The 16936-nt window shown below is 73.0% G+C and carries 15 protein-coding genes; 7 read left to right on the top strand and 8 right to left on the bottom strand.

All coding sequences use genetic code 11. The features are described 5' to 3' along the window. The first annotated feature begins 260 nt into the window (after window positions 1-260). The gene (locus tag AB0O09_RS31750) at window positions 261-2291 is read left to right on the top strand and encodes a hypothetical protein (protein ID WP_363547730.1); all 2031 of its coding nucleotides are present in this window, start codon (window positions 261-263) and stop codon (window positions 2289-2291) included. 179 nt (window positions 2292-2470) lie between these two features. Here the strand turns inward: AB0O09_RS31750 and AB0O09_RS31745 are convergent, their stop codons facing one another. Beyond that, window positions 2471-3376 (bottom strand): hypothetical protein, encoded by a 906-nt coding sequence (locus tag AB0O09_RS31745; protein WP_363547727.1) that lies wholly within the window; start codon window positions 3374-3376, stop codon window positions 2471-2473. A 385-nt stretch (window positions 3377-3761) separates the two neighbouring features. On the opposite strand from AB0O09_RS31745, the gene AB0O09_RS31740 reads away from it, so the two are divergent. Continuing rightward, a complete protein-coding gene (locus AB0O09_RS31740) occupies window positions 3762-3998 on the top strand; it encodes a DUF397 domain-containing protein (protein ID WP_344621862.1) in 237 nt (78 codons plus the stop codon). A 366-nt stretch (window positions 3999-4364) separates the two neighbouring features. Here AB0O09_RS31740 and AB0O09_RS31735 read toward each other — a convergent pair whose 3' ends face one another. Further along, a complete protein-coding gene (locus AB0O09_RS31735; protein ID WP_363547724.1) occupies window positions 4365-4883 on the bottom strand; it encodes an ATP-binding protein in 519 nt (172 codons plus the stop codon). A gap of 419 nt (window positions 4884-5302) precedes the next feature. Between AB0O09_RS31735 and AB0O09_RS31730 the strand changes: the two genes are divergently transcribed. Then, window positions 5303-6169: a helix-turn-helix transcriptional regulator gene (locus AB0O09_RS31730; RefSeq protein ID WP_359984566.1), complete on the top strand. Its 867-nt coding sequence runs from the start codon at window positions 5303-5305 to the stop codon at window positions 6167-6169. Window positions 6170-6242: 73 nt separating this feature from the next. Here AB0O09_RS31730 and AB0O09_RS31725 read toward each other — a convergent pair whose 3' ends face one another. From AB0O09_RS31725 to AB0O09_RS31710, 4 genes are all read right to left on the bottom strand, one after another. Continuing rightward, window positions 6243-6563: a hypothetical protein gene (locus AB0O09_RS31725; protein WP_363547721.1), complete on the bottom strand. Its 321-nt coding sequence runs from the start codon at window positions 6561-6563 to the stop codon at window positions 6243-6245. Window positions 6564-6701: 138 nt separating this feature from the next. After that, the gene (locus AB0O09_RS31720; protein ID WP_363547719.1) at window positions 6702-8384 is read right to left on the bottom strand and encodes a LuxR C-terminal-related transcriptional regulator; all 1683 of its coding nucleotides are present in this window, start codon (window positions 8382-8384) and stop codon (window positions 6702-6704) included. Between the two features lie 74 nt (window positions 8385-8458). Next, a complete protein-coding gene (locus AB0O09_RS31715; protein ID WP_363547716.1) occupies window positions 8459-9082 on the bottom strand; it encodes a TetR family transcriptional regulator in 624 nt (207 codons plus the stop codon). A gap of 244 nt (window positions 9083-9326) precedes the next feature. Then, on the bottom strand, window positions 9327-10868 hold the full coding sequence (locus AB0O09_RS31710; protein WP_363547713.1) for an MFS transporter: 1542 nt from the start codon (window positions 10866-10868) through the stop codon (window positions 9327-9329). Between the two features lie 87 nt (window positions 10869-10955). Between AB0O09_RS31710 and AB0O09_RS31705 the strand changes: the two genes are divergently transcribed. Beyond that, window positions 10956-11354, top strand: a complete 399-nt coding sequence (locus AB0O09_RS31705; protein WP_344621869.1) for a MarR family transcriptional regulator — start codon at window positions 10956-10958, stop codon at window positions 11352-11354. A 45-nt stretch (window positions 11355-11399) separates the two neighbouring features. Here the strand turns inward: AB0O09_RS31705 and AB0O09_RS31700 are convergent, their stop codons facing one another. Further along, window positions 11400-12350 carry a M56 family metallopeptidase gene (locus tag AB0O09_RS31700; protein WP_363547710.1) on the bottom strand — a complete coding sequence of 317 codons (951 nt, stop codon included), beginning with the start codon at window positions 12348-12350 and terminating at the stop codon, window positions 11400-11402. A gap of 132 nt (window positions 12351-12482) precedes the next feature. After that, a complete protein-coding gene (locus AB0O09_RS31695) occupies window positions 12483-13046 on the bottom strand; it encodes a DUF5134 domain-containing protein (RefSeq protein ID WP_363547707.1) in 564 nt (187 codons plus the stop codon). 354 nt (window positions 13047-13400) lie between these two features. Here AB0O09_RS31695 and AB0O09_RS31690 point away from each other — a divergent pair, with 354 nt between their 5' ends. The 3 genes from AB0O09_RS31690 to AB0O09_RS31680 are packed head-to-tail and all read left to right on the top strand — an operon-like array spanning window position 13401 to window position 16620. Continuing rightward, a complete protein-coding gene (locus tag AB0O09_RS31690; protein ID WP_363547704.1) occupies window positions 13401-14798 on the top strand; it encodes a DUF6421 family protein in 1398 nt (465 codons plus the stop codon). Next, the gene (locus AB0O09_RS31685; RefSeq protein WP_030272023.1) at window positions 14795-15538 is read left to right on the top strand and encodes an SDR family NAD(P)-dependent oxidoreductase; all 744 of its coding nucleotides are present in this window, start codon (window positions 14795-14797) and stop codon (window positions 15536-15538) included. Before AB0O09_RS31690 ends, AB0O09_RS31685 begins: the two co-directional genes overlap by 4 nt. After that, a complete protein-coding gene (locus tag AB0O09_RS31680) occupies window positions 15535-16620 on the top strand; it encodes a low specificity L-threonine aldolase (protein ID WP_363547808.1) in 1086 nt (361 codons plus the stop codon). The genes AB0O09_RS31685 and AB0O09_RS31680 overlap by 4 nt, the downstream gene beginning before the upstream one ends. Window positions 16621-16936 lie beyond the last annotated feature (316 nt).

The raw sequence follows: 16936 nt of genomic DNA, 5'->3' as shown, positions 1-16936 counted from the left end.
CAAATATGTGTGATGCCGGTCACAGTCGATCTTGGTATATTCCATGATCGATCCCTTGATCTTTTCGTGATCGACTTCTGTCGATTTCCGGCAAGGCCCTTCCGGGAAAACCGGCCTGTTTATGCTTCAGGGCGGGGGCCGGGCAACGGTCCGGGGGGAGGGGTCGACCGCTCATGGATCACCACGGGCGGCACCGGGAGGCGGCGTCCGGCGGAGTGCCGCGACGGCCGGCGCCGCACCGTCGGGTCGGCCGGCGCAGGATGCTCGTCTGGCTCGGGATCTCCACCGCCGCGGCCGCGGTCGGCGGTGGCGAGTTGGCCCGCCGCGCGCTCGCCTCGTCGGCTGCGCCCGCGGTGGCGGCCGCGCCCCTCCTCGCGGCCTCCGAGGGGCCCTCCGCCGGGCACGCGCGGGCCGTCCCGGCTCCTGTCGACCCCTCGCCCTCCCCGGTCGATCTGACGGGCCGCCGCTGGTCCGACCCGGCGGGCTGGGGCGGCGCCGTCCCCGGGGCGAGGAGCGCCGTCAGGATCGCCGACCGTGTCCTGCTGGACGCCGACGCGTCGATCGGTTCCCTGGTGGTCGAGCCGGGCGGCTCGCTGGTCTTCGCCCCCGGGCGCAGCCTCACGCTCTCCTCCGCGGGCGCCGTGGAGGTCCGCGGCATCCTGGCGTTGGCCCCGGCGGACGGCTCGGTGCACACCCTGAGATTTCCGTCCGTGGACGAACGAAGCTTCCGTGGCGGCGGCATGACGGTGGTGGAGGGAGACGTCGGGCTCTGGGTGACCGGCACCGGCTACCTGCGGCTGGACGGCGCCGCCAAGACCGCCTGGGTCCGTGCGGCCACCGCGCTGCGGGCCGGCGACACCGAGCTGCGGCTGGCCGAGCCGCCCGTCGGCTGGCGGGCGGGCGACGAGCTGGCCGTCACGCCGACCGGACCCCCGAGCGAGGACGAATTCTCCACCCGGTACGATCTGTGCACGATCGGACGGGTCGACGGCAAGACCGTCACGCTGACCGCACCCCTGGCGCACCCGCACCCGCGGGTGACCGCCGGCGGCGGCGTCGCGGTCGGCGCCGAGGTGCTCAACCTGACCCGCAGCGTCCGGATCGAGGGCACCGCCGAGGGTCGCGCCCACGTCCACCTGACCAGCTCGCGCCGGGCCGACGTCCGGCACGCCGCACTGCGCTGGCTCGGCCCGCGGCAGCCGGGCAAGGAGACCTGGAACGGCTCGCCGGTCACCGAGCCCGTGCTCGGCCGGTACGGCCTGCACTTCCACATGCTCGGCGACACCTCCCGCGGCACCGTCGTCGAGGGCGTCGTGGTCCGCGACAGCGGCAGCCACGCCTTCGTCCCGCACGCCAGCCACGGCATCACCTTCCGCAGCTGCATCAGCCACAACACCTGGGAGGACGCCTACTGGTGGGACGGCCCGCCGGACACCCGCACCCCGCAGGCGCCGTCCGACGACATCACCTACGAGTCCTGCGTGGCCTCCCGCACCGTCCACGAGCCGAACCCCCGCGGCTACCGGCTCACCGGCTTCTCGCTCGGCGCCGGCACCGGCGGCACCGCCCGCGACTGCGTGGCCGTCGGCGTCCAGGGCGCCACCGGCGCCTCGGGCTACGAGTGGCCGGAGACCAGCGAGGGCGTCTGGACCTTCGAGCGCTGCCTGGCCCACAACAACCTCGAGAACGGCGTCTTCGTCTGGCTGAACGCCCGTCACCACCACACCCTGGAACGCTTCGTCGCGTACCACAACGGCGGCTGGGGCATCGAGCACGGCGCCTACCTCAACGACTTCGACTACAACGGCGGCGTGCTGTACGGCAACGGCGCCGGGGGAGTGGCCGTGCACGCGCTCGGCCGGGACAGGGGCACCGTCTTCGACGGCCTGCTGATCGACGCCGCGGGCCAGTCCGACTACGCCGTCGCCACCGCCGAACACCAGCTCGCCGGAACGACGGTGACGATCGGTCGGAGTCACCTGACGGGCTATCGGAAGGCCGGCGTCGCCTTCCGGGCCACCACGGACGGCGAACCGGACGACATCGCCGTGCTGGACTGCTCCTTCGGCGGCAACGAGGTGTGGCTCGACCCGCAGGCACCCGAACCGGCCCGGATCGTCCTGCGCAAGGCCGGTGAACGGCAGGCCGTGCAGCTGCGGCCCGGCCCGGGCAAGGCCGAGTGGAACGCCGCCGCCGCACCGGCCGCGGTGGACGGGCCGCCCCGGGCGGTCGTCACCCCCGCGATCCGGCTCGCCGACGCGGCGGCACCGACCCGGCGGCTGCCCGTCTGAACCCGCGGCCCGAGGTCCCCGCAACGGAGGGCCCCCGAGTCCCGCGGCCCGAGTCCCCGAGGCAATGCGGCCCCGAGGCAATGCGGCCCGAAGCCCGGGACGCGCGGAGGGGCCCCGACCTGGTGCGGTCGGGGCCCCTCGTCGATTCACGGCGTGCGCGGTCGGGAACCGCGCGCCGCTCACTGCTCGGCGGCAGTCTCCTCGGCCTCGGCCTGAGCGGCGGCCTCGGCGGCGGCCAGCTCCTCCTCGTCGACCGGCCGCGGCGGCAGCGCAGCCAGGTAGGTGGAGGCGATCAGCTGGCCGACGGCCGGGTAGGCGCCCAGCGGCGCGGCGCTCGGGCAGCCGGTCTCCTCGGCGGCGGTGGCCAGCAGCTCGGAGTCCGCCTCCGGGCCGATCACCAGCGGGGCGAGCGCCGGGCGCTCGGAACCGGTCGCCTTGAGGTGGTCCACCGCGGCGGCGACCGAACCCGGGACGTCGAGGGCGGCGGCCACCACCGGCACCGCGAGGCGCGCGGCGAGCAGCACACCGGTGATCCCGGCGGCCGCGGCGGCGTCCTCGCCGCCGGAGACGGTCAGGACCACGCCGTCGGCGGAGGTGGCGATCGCGAACAGGCGGGCACGGTCGGCGCGGGCCAGACCGGCCTCGGAGAGACGGACGTGCACGGCCTCGGCGAGCAGCGGGTGCGGGCCCAGCGGGTCGGTCACCGGGGAGCCGGCGGCCGCGGCCACCTCGTGCAGCTCCGTCAGGAAACCGTGCGGACCGGGGAGCAGCGGCACCACGATCGGCGGCGGCGCGCCGTTGCCGGCCGCCATGGCCAGCAGGTCGGAGACGGTCGGGGCGTCCTCGGACTCGGCCGCGAGGTAGCCGGCGGCGATCTCGATGCCCGGCTGCTCGCCGCGCACGATGGAGAGCAGCTCGTCGACGATCGGGCGGGCCTCGGGCCCGGCCGTGGCCGGGACGGCCAGCAGCAGGGCCGGGGAGCCGGCCGGGACCTCGGGGCGCTCGGGACGGCGGTGGCGCCCCCGCGCACGGGAGCCTGGCGTACGGACGGGCAGTGGCGCGCCCGGGATGGCTGCGGTGCTCATGGCGGAGATCGTAGGACATACCGGGGCCCTTACTGCAGTCGACTCCCGTGAGGGGTTGGTGGTGACGGCACAAGGTCGGACAAACACCGGCAAAGCGCTGTGCGCACTGGTGTCCGGGTGCGTGATGCTCCTCACAGTGGCCGATGTGACTGCGCGTAAAGTCCGGCGACGAGCGTCAAGATCCACGGGACGCAGAGCGGCCCATACGTACGGTGATCGTTTGCCGTGACGTCTGCTCTGGTTTGACCTGGTTTGCCCGGCGCACGGCGCGGTTGTTCGACGCTACTGATGAGTCAGATGCACGCGCTTTGTCCCGTGCTGATGCACGTGCAGGCCAGCTATCATCACGTCAAGTGAGGCGAACGCCAGGCTCAGGGAGACAGCGATGAGTGACACGTACAACGGCATGGCGGCTGCGGACCTCGACGGGGTCGTCTGGCAGAAGAGCCGGCACAGCAATTCGCAGGGCAACTGCGTCGAGTTCGCGGCCCTTCCGGGCGGCGAGGTGGCGATGCGCAACTCCCGGTTCCCGGACGGCCCGGCGCTCATCTACACCCGGGCCGAGATAGCCGCACTGCTCCTCGGGGCCAAGGACGGGGAGTTCGACCACCTGGCGACCTGACCGCCCGTCGGCCCGCCGCACCCGGTGGGCCCAGGTGTTCGGGCTTCCTGTTCCGGGGGCCGTCGTGGGGGACGCCGCGGCGGCCCGGCTGCGTGCCCGGCCCCGTGCGGGTCCGACGTCTTCCCGACCCCCCTTGCTGCCGGGCCCCGGGCGTGCGGGCCGACCGCTCGGCGGCGCGGCGTCCGTGGACCGTCTCCCTGCGGTCGCGGTGCCTGCCCGTGCGGTGCGCGGTCGCCGATCGGGTCCCCTCCGCCCGACCCGCCCCTACCCTCCGCCCGCCCCAACCCGGCGTCGCGGCCGCTGCCCGTCCCGTCCGGTCCCGGTCCGGCTCGCGTCCGGTCCGGTCGGGGCCCGGTGCGGACCGGCTCAGACCGAGCGGTGCCGGCCGGTCCCGACCGCGGGTGCGGCCTCGAACAGCGCCCAGACGACCTTGCCCGCCCCGGCCAGCGGGTGCCAGCCCCAGGACGTGCTGAAGGAATCGACCAGGTGCAGTCCGCGGCCGGACTCCGCCACGAAGTCCGCCTCGCGCGCCACCGGACCCTGACTACTGGGGTCGCTCACCGCGCACACCACCTGCGGCGCCCGGTGCACCAGGCTGATGCGTATGGGGGTGCGGCCCTCCGGGCCCTGCGGGCGGGACGGTTGTACGGGCACCTGTGCCGTCGGGGCGCCGCAGCCGTCGGGCATCGCGCCCACGGCGTGCCGCAGCGCGTTGGTCACCAACTCCGAGGCGACCAGGGCGACATCGTCGAAGAGCGAGTCGAGTCCCCAGTTCCGCAAGGTGGTCCTGGCGAAGTCGCGGGCCGATCTGACGGCTTCGTAGCGAGGGACGAGGGTACAGCTGACCACGTACGGGTCGGCAGCGATGGCCGTACCGGTGCTCATGAAGAGCTCCTCCCATAAGGGGGCGGACACGGCGGGACCCACCCGGGTCATGCCGGTCACCTCCGACTCGCTCGGCCGCTCGGCCGCCCGCCGGTAAGCCCGCACCCGCACACGAACTCCCGGCCGCACAGGGGCGCGGCCGGGAGGGCGTGTGGGGTCGCGCGTTCGGTCGACGCGAAGCCCGCGGAGTTGTCAGGTGCGTGCAAGTGCACGTGCACCATGGTCCTCTGCGCCCACTGCAGATGCAAGAGTCGATTCACGTGCAGTCGCATGTTTGGCATATGCAAGCGCCAGATGCACGTGCAAGATGGAGGATGTGATGCAGAAGTAGTAGATCGTTGCGCCACTACGGGCACCGAGCGCGCCCAACTGATGGCAGACTGTGCGCTGTTTGACCCGAGGTGGAGGTTTCCGACCGCATGACCACAGTTCAGCCCGGCGGGGGCTCGATGGTGCGCCGCATCCTCCTCGGCTCGCAGCTGCGGCGCCTGCGCGAGGGTCGGGGCATCACCCGCGAGGACGCCGGCTACACCATCCGCGCCTCCGAGTCGAAGATCAGCCGTATGGAGCTCGGCCGCGTCTCCTTCAAGGAGCGCGACGTCGCCGATCTGCTCAGCCTCTACGGCGTCGACGACGCCACGGAGCGCGAGGCCCTGCTCGGCCTGGTCCGCGAGGCGAACAAGTCCGGTTGGTGGCACAGCTTCAACGACGTCCTGCCCGGCTGGTTCCAGACCTACGTCGGTCTGGAGGAGGCCGCCGCGCTGATCCGCACCTACGAGGTGCAGTTCATCCCCGGCCTGCTGCAGGCGGAGGAGTACGCCCGCGCGGTCTTCGGCCAGAGCCGCCCGGCGATCGGCGCCGAGGAACTGGAGCGCCGGGTCAGCCTCCGGATGCGCCGGCAGACCCTGCTGACGGAGGGTCGGAGCCCGCACCTGTGGGCCGTCATCGACGAGGCCGCGCTGCGCCGCCCGGTCGGCGGCCCGGCCGTGATGCGGGCCCAGGTGCAGCACCTGATCGACATGGCGGACCGGCCCAACGTCACCATCCAGGTCATGCCGTTCCGCTTCGGCGCCCACGCCGGCGAGAGCGGCGCCTTCTCCATCCTGCGGTTCCCCGAGCAGGACCTGGCCGACGTCGTCTACCTGGAGCAGCTCACCAGCGCCCTCTACCTCGACAAGCGCGACGACGTGGACGCCTACATCCAGGTGATGGAGCGGCTCTGCGTCGACAGCCTGACGCCCGATCAGACCGTGGACCTGCTCACCTCGATCCTCAAGGAGCGCTGAGCCGGCGAACACGGCAGAAGGCGGTCGGGCACCCCTCGGGTGCCCGACCTTTCTTTTCTTTTCGGCGACACGCCTAGGACGTGCCGGACGGGCCCGGGTGGGCGGCCGGAGCCGGTGACGGGCGCAGGCCGAGCGGGCGGTCGGCGAACGCCCGATCCGCATCGACCTCGTAGCAGAGGTTGGTGCTGGAATCCCCGAGGGCCGTGTCGACGAAGCGCTGGACGTCGCCGACGGACTCCGTCTCCCAGAGGCACGCCACGGCGGAGCCCCCGACATGCGGGTAGAACTGCAGCACCCGGGTGCCCTCCGGCGCTCCGCTGCCGCTCATGAGGGTCCGGCCACGGGAGAACGCGGTCTCCGGGTCGAGGATCGTGTGCTGGACCACGACGTACATGGGGAGTCCTCCTCACTGCCTGCCCTCCCCTTCGGACAGTTCGACGCTAGGTCCGCGGGGGCGGACACCGCGTCGCGCACATTCACCAATCCGGCACCGATCCGGTGCGGGAGGCATGGTCAATCCTGGCCATCCGGTTCAGACCAGGCCGTGCTCCAGCGCGAAGGTGCTCGCCGCCGTGCGGGAGGAGACACCCAGCTTGCCGAAGATGTTCTGCAGGTGCCGGGCGACGGTGTGCTCGCTGATCACCAGGGCGACGGCGATCTGCCGGTTGGTCGCGCCACCGACCACCTCCCGGAGCACCTCGACCTCGCGCGGCGAAAGACCGTAGCCGGCCGGCCCCGTGACCGGGTCCCCACCTGCGCCGGTGCCCGAGTGCGTGCCCGGTCCGCCGCGGGCGAGGGAATCCAGACGGGCGACGTCCGGCCCGGCCCCGAGCCCGACGAAGACCGTGCGGGCCGCCTGGAGCTCCAGATCGGAGGTGTCGCCGTCACCGAGCGCACGGCAGGCGAGCGCCACCAGGACACGCGCCCGCGCGGCCTCGTACGGCACTTCGAGCTCCTGCCACCCGCGCCACGCCCGCCGTGCCGCGGCGAGACCGGCGGAGGCGTCGCCCCCGGCCAGTGCCACGGAGGCGACGCCGTACGCCGCCGCCGCGCGGAGCACGTCGCCGTCCCGGCGCTCCGCGACGGCCTCCAACCGGCGGGCGGCCTCGGCCGCGGCGTCGATGTCGCCGCCGGCCAGCATGATCTCGACGTACGCCGGGAGGAGGGCCGCCCGCTCCAGGTCCCGGGTGTGCTCGGACACGGCGCGGCGGACCGTGGCCGCTGCCGCCTCGCCGTTGCCCTGCGCCAACCGGAGCAGGGAGAACCCGGGCTGCGGCTCGAACCCGCAGCGGTTGGCCTCCCGGTAGGCGGCCTCGGCCTCGGCCGGGCGGCCCTGCAGCCGGTGGATCTCGCCCTGCCGGTAGTGGGCCTGCCCGCAGGCGATCCGGTTCAGCACACCCCGGGTGAAGTGTTCGGCGGCGCGGCGGGCCTCGTCGAGCGCGCCGGTCCAGGCACCGCCGTACTGCATCACCTCGGCCCGGTGCACGAGGCACAGTCCGTTGTGGGCGACCATCTGCGGCTGGCGCTCGCACCACCGGGTCAGGGCGTCCGTCCACTCGCGCAGTCGGCGCAGCTCGTACAGGTCGTGGCAGAAGCTGATGGTGTTGCAGTAGACGATGCCGCTGACGATCGGAGACAGCGCACCGGACTCGACGACCACGAGCGTCTCGTCCACCAGGCGAAGGCCCTCGTGCACACGGTCGAGGTTCACCAGGGCCCGGGCCTGTTCGTCGCGTGCCAACCACACCAGGTCGGCGTCGCCGAAGGCCTCACCGGCCTCGGTGGCCTCGGCCGCCGTGGCGTGGCCGGCCTGCCAGTCGCCGCCGCCCATCTGGGCCAGCCACACGGGGATCAGGAGGTACCCGCGTTCGACGCAGTCCCGCCCGTCGGCCTTCAGGAGGCGCTCGCCGAGGGAGAACCAACCGCTCGCCCGCGCGCCGTGGCCCCGGAACAGCATGCTGTGGCCGATCCACACCGCACAGCGGACGGCCCGTGGCACGTCACCGGCGTCCAGCCAATCCGCGTGGGCGCGTTCCAGCCGGGCCACGTAGTCCTCGTCGAGCCCGAGCATGTAGGCGGACCTGGCCAGCAGCTCCAGGTCGTCGGCGCCCACCGGTGCGGCTCCGTCGGCGGCGCTGAGGCTCTCGAAGGCCTCGCGCCAGGCCCCGGCGGCGTAACACGCACGGCCCCGGACGAGATCGCGGCTGGTGCCCACGAGCCGATTATCGACCCGCCGAACGAGGCAGACAGCCCCGAGCCGGCCCGGCGTGCGTGCCCGGGGGCAGGCCGTCACGCCCGGGTCGAGATCCCCCCGCGGACGGGTGCCTGGGCGCGCTCGGGCGCCTCGGGCTGCGGCGGCACCCCCAGCTCCCAGACGAGCCCGTACCGCGCGAACAGGTCGGCCCGGATCGGGGCCAGCGGCGTGGACGCCCCCGGCAGCAGCACCCCGATGCAGCCCCCCATCAACGCGCTGCGCAGCACCGCGTGCTCGGCGACCGGATCCGGGGCGCCCCAGTCCTTCAGCAGCCCCCGCAGGATCGCGCCCAACTGCCGCTGCTCCGGATCCTGCACGAAGGCGCCGACGTCCGGATCGAGGATCAGCGCCAGATGCGCGCGCATCACCCGCGGATGGTCCATGGCGAGACCGAGGACGGCGTCGATGGCCCGTGCCAGCCGCGCCTCCGGCGAGGAACCCTCCGGCATCGCCGCCAGTGCCGCGCCCAGCTCCAGGTGCATCAGGCGGTGGGTGGCGGACTGCATCAGCAGCCGTTTGCCGTCGAAGTAGTAGGAGACCAGGCCGCGGGCGAGCCCTGCATGCTCCGCTATGTCACTGAGCGTCGTCCCTGCGTATCCGTGCTGGTCGACGAGCTCGACGGTGGCGCGCATGATTCGGCGGCGGGATCGCCGGCGCATCTCCTCATTGACCGATTCCCCGCGAGGTGCCATCGTGTCTGCTCCGAACGTTGACTGGCTCCGGGCCAATATACTGGCCGAGCCCGTCGCGGCGCGGCCGTATGCCCGGGCCCGGACGGCCTCGGCGGCAGCGCACGCAGCAGCGCCGGCTCCACCAAACCCCCGTGTTGGTGGAGCCGGCGCTGCTGCGTTCCCGGCCCTGGACGGATGTCGATCCCGGCCGGTCGGGCGTCCCGGTCGGGCGTCAGCGGTCGGCGAGCACCCTGCCCTCGGCGTCCTCCCCCTCGTCGGAGCCTCCGGCCGTGGCCGGCCCGGCAACCGCCCGGGGGATGTGCACGGATGTGGACTCGGCCGCGACGGGTGCTGCCGTGCGGCGGCGCTCCAGGGCCCAGCCCACCAGGGTCACCACCAGGGCACCCAGCGAGACCGCCGTCACCAGCAGCAGCGCGGGCCGGTAGCCGGCCAGCTGGGCCTGCGGGCTCAGGCCGCCGTCGCTGCCCGCCGTGATCACGGCCGTGGCCACGGCCAGCACGATCGCGCTGCCCACCTGGAAGGCCGTGTTGACCAGGCCGGAGGCCAGCCCCTGCTCCTCGTCGTCGACGCCGTTGGTGGCGGCGATGTTGACGGAGGGGAAGGCCAGGGCGAAGCCGATGCCGAGCAGCACCATGCTGGGCAGCACCAGGCCGAGGAAGCCGGAGTGCTCGTCCAGGCGCAGGAACAGCGCGTAGCCCGCGGTCAGGAAGCCGATGCCGAGCGGCAGCAGGCGGGCCGTGCCGAACCGGTCGACCACCGCCCCCATCTTCGTGGCCGACAGTGCGACCAGCGCACCGGCCGGGAGGAAGGCCAGGGCCATCTCCAGCGCGGACCAGCCGAGCAGCCGCTGCAGGTAGAGGGTGGCGATGAACTGGAAGCCGGCGTACGAGCCGAACACCGCCAGCGCCGCGACGTTGGCCCGGCTCACCCCGCCGTTGCGGAAGATCCCCAGCCGGACCAGCGGGTGGGCGGCCCGGGACTCGATCAGCAGGAAGAGTGCCATCAGCACGGCGACCACGGCGAGCGAGCCGATGGTGCGGGCGCTCGCCCAGCCGGCGTTCTGCGCCTCGGTGACGGTGAAGACGAGCAGCAGCAGCGAGCCGGTGCCGGTGATCGCGCCGGCCGCGTCGTACCCGGCGGTGCCGCGGGCCGGGGCGGGCTGACGGGGGAGCAGCCGGACGGCCGCGCCCAGGGCCACCAGTGCGACCGGCACCGGCATCAGGAACGTCCAGCGCCAGCCGGCCGAGGTGAGCAGGCCGCTGAGCACCAGGCCGAGCGAGAAGCCGCTGGCGCCGCAGGTGGTGTAGATGGAGAGCGCCCGGTTGCGTGCCGGGCCCTCCGCGAACGTCGTGGTGATGATCGACAGGCCGGCGGGGGCGGTGAAGGCGGCGCTCACGCCCTTGAGGAACCGGGCGGCTATCAGCAGGCCGCCGTCGTCGACCAGGCCGCCGAGCAGCGAGGCGGCGGCGAAGACGGCGAGGGCGGCCAGGAAGACGCGCCGCCGCCCGAGCAGGTCGGCGGCGCGCCCGCCGAGCAGCAGCAGCCCGCCGTAGCCGAGCACGTAGCCGCTCACCACCCACTGCAGGGCGGAGGTGGACAGGTGGAGGTCGGTGCCGATGGAGGGCAGGGCCACGCCCACCATCGAGACGTCGAGGGCATCGAGGAAGAGGGCGGCGCAGAGGACGACGAGGGTGCCCCACAGGCGTGGACTCCAGGCCCCGGTCGTCGACGGGTCGTCAGATGCGGTCGTCATGGCCACGAGACTACATGCACGTGCATCCAGTGCAAGTGAATTTAATGCGCCTGCAATAGATGTGCGGGCACGTGGTATCCTGGCCGGGTGGCTGAACCGGATCTCGCCCCAGAGTCCGCCCTCGTGTTCGAGTGGCGGGACGTCCTCGCGCGTCACGCAGCCGTCTCCTGCGCGCTCGACCGCACGCTGGGCGAGCAGTTCGGCCTCGGCATGAGCGAGTTCGAGGTGCTGGAGCGCCTCTGGGAGGACGAGCTGCGGGTCGGCCCCGGCAAGCTCCGGGTCCAGGAGATAGCGCAGACGGTCCACCTCAGCCAGAGCGCGCTGTCCCGGCTGATCGGCCGGCTGGAGAAGGACGGCCTGGTCGCCCGGGTCATGTGCGAGCTCGACCGGCGCGGGATCTTCGTGGCGCTCACCGACGAGGGTCGCGCCCGGTACCAGGAGGCCCAGCCGATCCACCGCGAGGTGCTCGCCCGCACCCTCGGCTGAATCCCCGACTGATTCCCGGCCGATCCCCCGTGGCGGGGGCCCTCGTCAGAGCAGCGTGCCCAGCCCGGGTGCCATCGCCAGCAGCACCACCGCGGCGGGCGCGGCCAGCGCCGCCAGCGTCAGCCGCAGCCGGTGGTGCACCGGCAGCCGCGGCGCGCCCGCCAGCAGCCGGTCCACCCGGCGCGGTGCTTGTGCGAGCTGCTTCGGCGGGCACGAGCCGAACACCCCGCGTCCGGCGTTGATCTCCACCAGTGCGAGCGCCGTGGTGATCCGCCCGTGCCGACGGGCGGCCCGGTCGTCCGCGGCCAGTTCCACCAGCTCGCCGACCTGGTCCCGGAAGGCGCTGAACACGCCCACCCCGGGGAAGCCGGTCGCCAGCGCCTCGGCGCACTGCGCGAGCCAGTGGTGCCGCGCGCGGACGTGGCTGCGCTCGTGGCTCAGCACCGCCGCCAGCTCACGGTCGGTCAACTGCTGCAGCGCCCCGGTGGTCACCACCAGCCGGGCCGCCGGGCCGGGCAGCGACCAGGCCTCCGGACGGAGGTTCTCGAGCACCACCAGGCGCTCACCGCCGCGCCGCTCGGCCGCCGACTCGCCCGGCAACTGCGGTGCCCGGTCGTCCAGTTGGGCGTGGCGCGCCTCGCGCAGCGCACGGGCCGCGCGCACCTCACGGGTCAGCGACACCGCGGTCTGCACCCCGCCCAGGGCCAGCAGAGCCGCCGTCAGCCGGCCCCAGCCCTCGGCGCCCGCGAGGCCGTAGGCCTCCTCGACGCCCGAGGGCGCACCCGTGAACACCGCCACGCGCAGCGCGGGCAGCGCGGCGGCACAGGCGAGCAACAGGGAGAGCACGCAGCACAGCAGCACGGCCACCACGAGGGACTGCCAGGCGAGCAGCGCCAGCACGGGTTCTCGCTCGGGCCAGCGGGCCCGGGCCAGCAGGCCCGGCGCCACGGTGGCGAGCAGCAGTCCGAGCAGCAGCAGGCTCAGCAGGGCCGTCATGGCAGGGGCTCCCCCGAGGAGCGATCAGGAGCGCGACAGTGCGCTGCTCCCAACCTATGCTCCGTCGCGCCCCGGTGGAACGGCTTCCGCGGACAGGTGACCAACGACACCCCGTCAACACCGCGGAAGCCGTCAGAGCGTCAGGAGCATGGCGAACATCCCGATGCCCATCGCCACCCGGCAGGCCCGCACGGTGCCGCCCTCCACCCCGGTCGTGCCTCCCGCGGCCCCGGGCGCGGACAGCAGCCGACTGCCCGCCCACAGCGTGTACCCGCCGAAGTAGAGGAGCAGCAAGCCGGTCAGCGCCGGCAGCCCCATCGGCGTGCCGGCCGCTCCGGGGACGCCCGGCGCCGCGTGGTGCAGGTGGGCGGGGGCGGCCGGCGAGGTGGCCATGGCCAGCGCCATGTACGCCATCGCGAGCGCCCCGACCCCGTGGTGCAGGCGGTGGACGCGCCCCGCGCGCCCCGCGACCGCCCCCAGTACCAGGGCGCCTCCCAGCACGGTGAAGAGCCAGCCCCAGACCGCACCGGGCAGCACGGCCATCCCGGCCATGCCGACCGCCATCGCGGCCTCGGCGGCGTCTGCCTCGCGGTGCGCCCCCGCACAGCCCGGGCGGCGCAGGCGCAGCGCGCACAGCGCGGCCGAGCCGGCGGCCAGTCCCGCCAGCATCCACGTGACGACGGCCGGACCGTGCACGGCGCCCCTCCCGACCGGTGCCAGCGGACAGTACGTCCACGATCACCGATCCGGGCGGCGGGCAGCAGGGCGCGCAGGGGGGCGCACGGGAGTGCCCGGCCGATCGGGGACCGGACCGTACCCCGGCGGGCGTCGCCGCTTCCCGGTGGCGGGGCCGCGGCGGGCGCGGGATGGTCGGGATGCGGCGGCCTCCGACCCACTCCGGACCGCCCCCGTGGGACGCCCCGGAGAGCCGGATCTCCCGCCGTGAGCCCCATGCGCCGCAGGATTGCCCGACAGACCCCCCTTGAACAGAAGAACCTTTCGTATCTATGGTGGGTACGTCGCAATACCTCCTGTCGAAGTGAGTCTCCGATGCAGAATCTTTCGCCGACGCTCGCCGTGGCTGGCGATGCTTCCGCCTCTCCGGCCGGCCACCCCGCCTGGCTCCGTCTGAAGGACGCGGTGGAGTCCCTCCGCCCGCTGCAGTCGAAGGACGGCTCCATCGACCTGTCCGCCGTCCAGCGCGGCACGGTCGACCCGCTGGTCGAGACCGTGCTCACCTCGGTGCAGGAGCTCGCCCCGCTCTTCCCGCAGGACGCCGCGTACCTCGCCGCCGTCCAGGACGACCTGCGCAAGTGGGCCGACACCGGCTACCGCGAGCCCGACTTCCTCGACTCGCTGCTCGCCTTCCACCCCGCCGAGCAGCGCACCGACGGCCTGGACCACCTCGTGGTCTTTCCGATGTACACCCAGAACGGCAACCCGAACCGCAACCTCGAGGCCGTCCTGCTCAAGGTCGTCTGGCCGGACTGGCTGGCCGAGCTGGAGCGCGAGCGCTTCGACAACCCGATGTTCGTGCCGATCACCTTCACCGACTTCACGGCCGGCTACGACACCAACTCCGCCGTGCTCTTCCCGGAGACCGTGGCCGTCCGCCAGGCGCCGGAACGTTTCACCTGGGGCGGCATCTTCTGCGACCGCGAGGCGGCCCGCTTCCGCGCCGTCTCCACCAGCGCCGTCGAGCTGCTCGGCCTGGAGATCCCCGAGGACGCCACCGGCCTCCTCAAGGACCAGGAGCGCGCCCAGCAGACCTTCGTGCTGTGGGACCTCATCCACGACCGCACCCACAGCCACGGCGACCTGCCGTTCGACCCCTTCATGATCAAGCAGCGCAGCCCGTTCTGGATGTACGGCCTGGAGGAGCTCCGCTGCGACCTCACCGCCTTCAAGGAGGCCGTGAAGCTGCAGGCCGAGGGCTACGCCCAGGGCCGCGACGTCCAGTACGCGATCCTCTTCGACCGCATGTTCCGCTTCCCGGTCAGCGGCGACCGCGTCCGCAACTACGACGGCATGGGCGGCCAGCTGCTCTTCGCCTACCTGCACAAGCACGACGCGCTGCGCTGGCGCGACAACCGCCTCTCCATCGACTGGGACCGCGTCGCCGAGGTGACCAACCAGCTCTGCGGCGAGATCGAGACCCTCTACCGCGACGGCATCGACCGCCCGAAGACGGCCCACTGGATCGCCGCCTACGAGCTCGTCTCCCGCTACCTCACCCCGCACCCCGCCTCCACCTGGGCCAAGGGCACCGAGGCGCTCCCGCTCGACATCACCGACGGCAAGGCCCTCAACAAGGCGCTCTGCGACGCGGTCAAGCCGGACGAGTTCCCCCTCAGCATGTTCTACGAGGCCCTCTCCAAGAAGCTGAGCGGCGTCATCGCCGCCACCACCGGCATCACCGGCACCGGTGTCCAGGGGGTCGCCGCGTGAGCGCCCGTCTCGACGACAAGGTGATCGCGGTCGCCGGGGCCAGCGGCCCCGCCGGCCAGGCCACCATGCGGCGCCTCGCCGCCGCCGGTGCCACCGTCATCGGCGCCGACATCGACCAGCAGCGCCTCGACAAGGCCCTCGACAGCGTGCGCACCACCGTGCCCGGCGCGAAGGTCAGCGGCCAGGTCATCGACCTGCTCGACCCGCAGGAGGTCCACGACTGGGCCGACCACCTGGAGGCCGAGCACGGCCACGTCGACGGCCTGCTCCACCTGGTCGGCGGCTGGCGCGGCAGCAAGACCTTCTTCGACTCCCGGATCGACGACTGGGACTTCCTGCACGACACCGTGGTGCGGACCCTGCAGCACACCTCGCTGGCCTTCCAGCCCGCGCTGGTCCGCAGCGGCGGCCGCTACGCCATGGTCTCCGCGGCCGCGGCCCACAAGCCGACCGCCGGCGGCGCGGCGTACGCCGCCGCGAAGGCGGCCACCGAGGCCTGGACGCTCGCCATGGCGGACTCCTTCGTGAAGGAGACCACCGCCGGGGACGGAACGCCCACCGCCGCGGCTGCCATCCTGGTGATCAAGGCCCTGGTCTCTCCCGAGATGCGTGCCGAGAAGCCGGACGCCAAGTTCGCCGGCTTCACCGACACCGCCGACCTGGCCGAGACCCTGGCGGGCCTCTGGGACCGCCCCGCAGCAGAACTGAACGGACAGCACCTGTGGCTGACAGCCCGATGACCATCGGCACCGACGACACCCGCACCGACGCGGTGCGGCACCACGACACCACCGTGCGCGGATTCGCCAGCGACAACTACGCCGGCATCCACCCGGAGGTCCTCGCGGCGATCGCCCTCGCCAACGGCGGCCACCAGGTCGCCTACGGCGAGGACGACTACACCGCCCACCTGCAGCAGGTCTTCCGCCGCCACTTCGGCGACCGGGCCGAGGCGTACCCCGTCTTCAACGGCACCGGCGCCAACGTGGTCGCCCTGCAGTCCCTGCTGCCGCGCTGGGGCGCCGTGGTCGCCGCCGAGTCCGCGCACATCAACGTGGACGAGTGCGGTGCGCCGGAGAAGATCGCCGGGATCAAGATCCTCACCGTCCCCACCCCGGACGGCAAGCTCACCCCCGAGCTGATCGACCAGCAGGCCTGGGGCTGGGACGACGAGCACCGCGCCCAGCCGCTGGCCGTCTCGCTGACCCAGAGCACCGAGCTCGGCACCGTGTACACGGTCGACGAGGTCAAGGCCATCTGCGACCACGCCCACGAGCACGGCATGCTCGTGCACATGGACGGCTCGCGGCTCGCCAACGCCGCCGCCACCCTGGGCGTGCCGTTCCGGGACTTCACCACCGACGCCGGTGTGGACGTGCTGTCCTACGGCGGCACCAAGAACGGCCTGATGCTGGGCGAGGTCGTCGTCGTGCTCAACCCCGAGCGCGTCCGCAACCTGAAGTTCCTGCGCAAGATGTCGATGCAGCTCGCCTCGAAGATGCGTTTCGTCTCGGTGCAGTTCGAGGCGCTGCTGGCCGGAGACCTGTACCTGCGCAACGCCGGCCACGCCAACGCGATGGCCAAGCGCCTGGAGCAGGCCGTCACCGGCATCGAGGGCGTGACGGTCGTCCGCCCGGTCCAGGCGAACGCGGTCTTCGCGATCCTCCCGCGGGAGGTCAGCGAGCGGCTGCAGAAGCGCTACCGCTTCTACTTCTGGAACGAGCACACCGGCGAGGTCCGCTGGATGGCGTCCTTCGACACCAGCGAGGCCGACATCGACGCGTTCGCCGCGGCGATCGCCGAGGAGATGGGCCGGGTCTGACCCGACCCCTGTCCGGTACAGCAGTACGGCCCCGGCGCGGAGACTCCGCGCCGGGGCCGTTTTGCATCTTCCGACGGATCGGCGTAGTGTTCACTGGTCGCTCGGCAGGGAGCACCGGACACGCATCTGCGCGGACGGTCCCGGAGCGGCCAATCCCTTGAAACGCCACTTCCAGATCCTCACCGGGTCGCGCCTTGTCGCGTCCCGGTGCGAATTCGGCGTGCGCGTTTATAGGAATTGCACTTCGGGCCGGCGCCGGATTCGCTTTTCGGAGCGGGGATCGGCTAAGGTTTGAAACGTCGGACGGGCCGTCAGG

This window comes from Kitasatospora sp. NPDC093679 (assembly GCF_040683455.1).
Lineage (GTDB): Bacteria > Actinomycetota > Actinomycetes > Streptomycetales > Streptomycetaceae > Kitasatospora > Kitasatospora arboriphila.
Note: the sequence above shows the minus strand (reverse complement) of the source record. Positions and strands in the feature narration are given on the sequence as shown.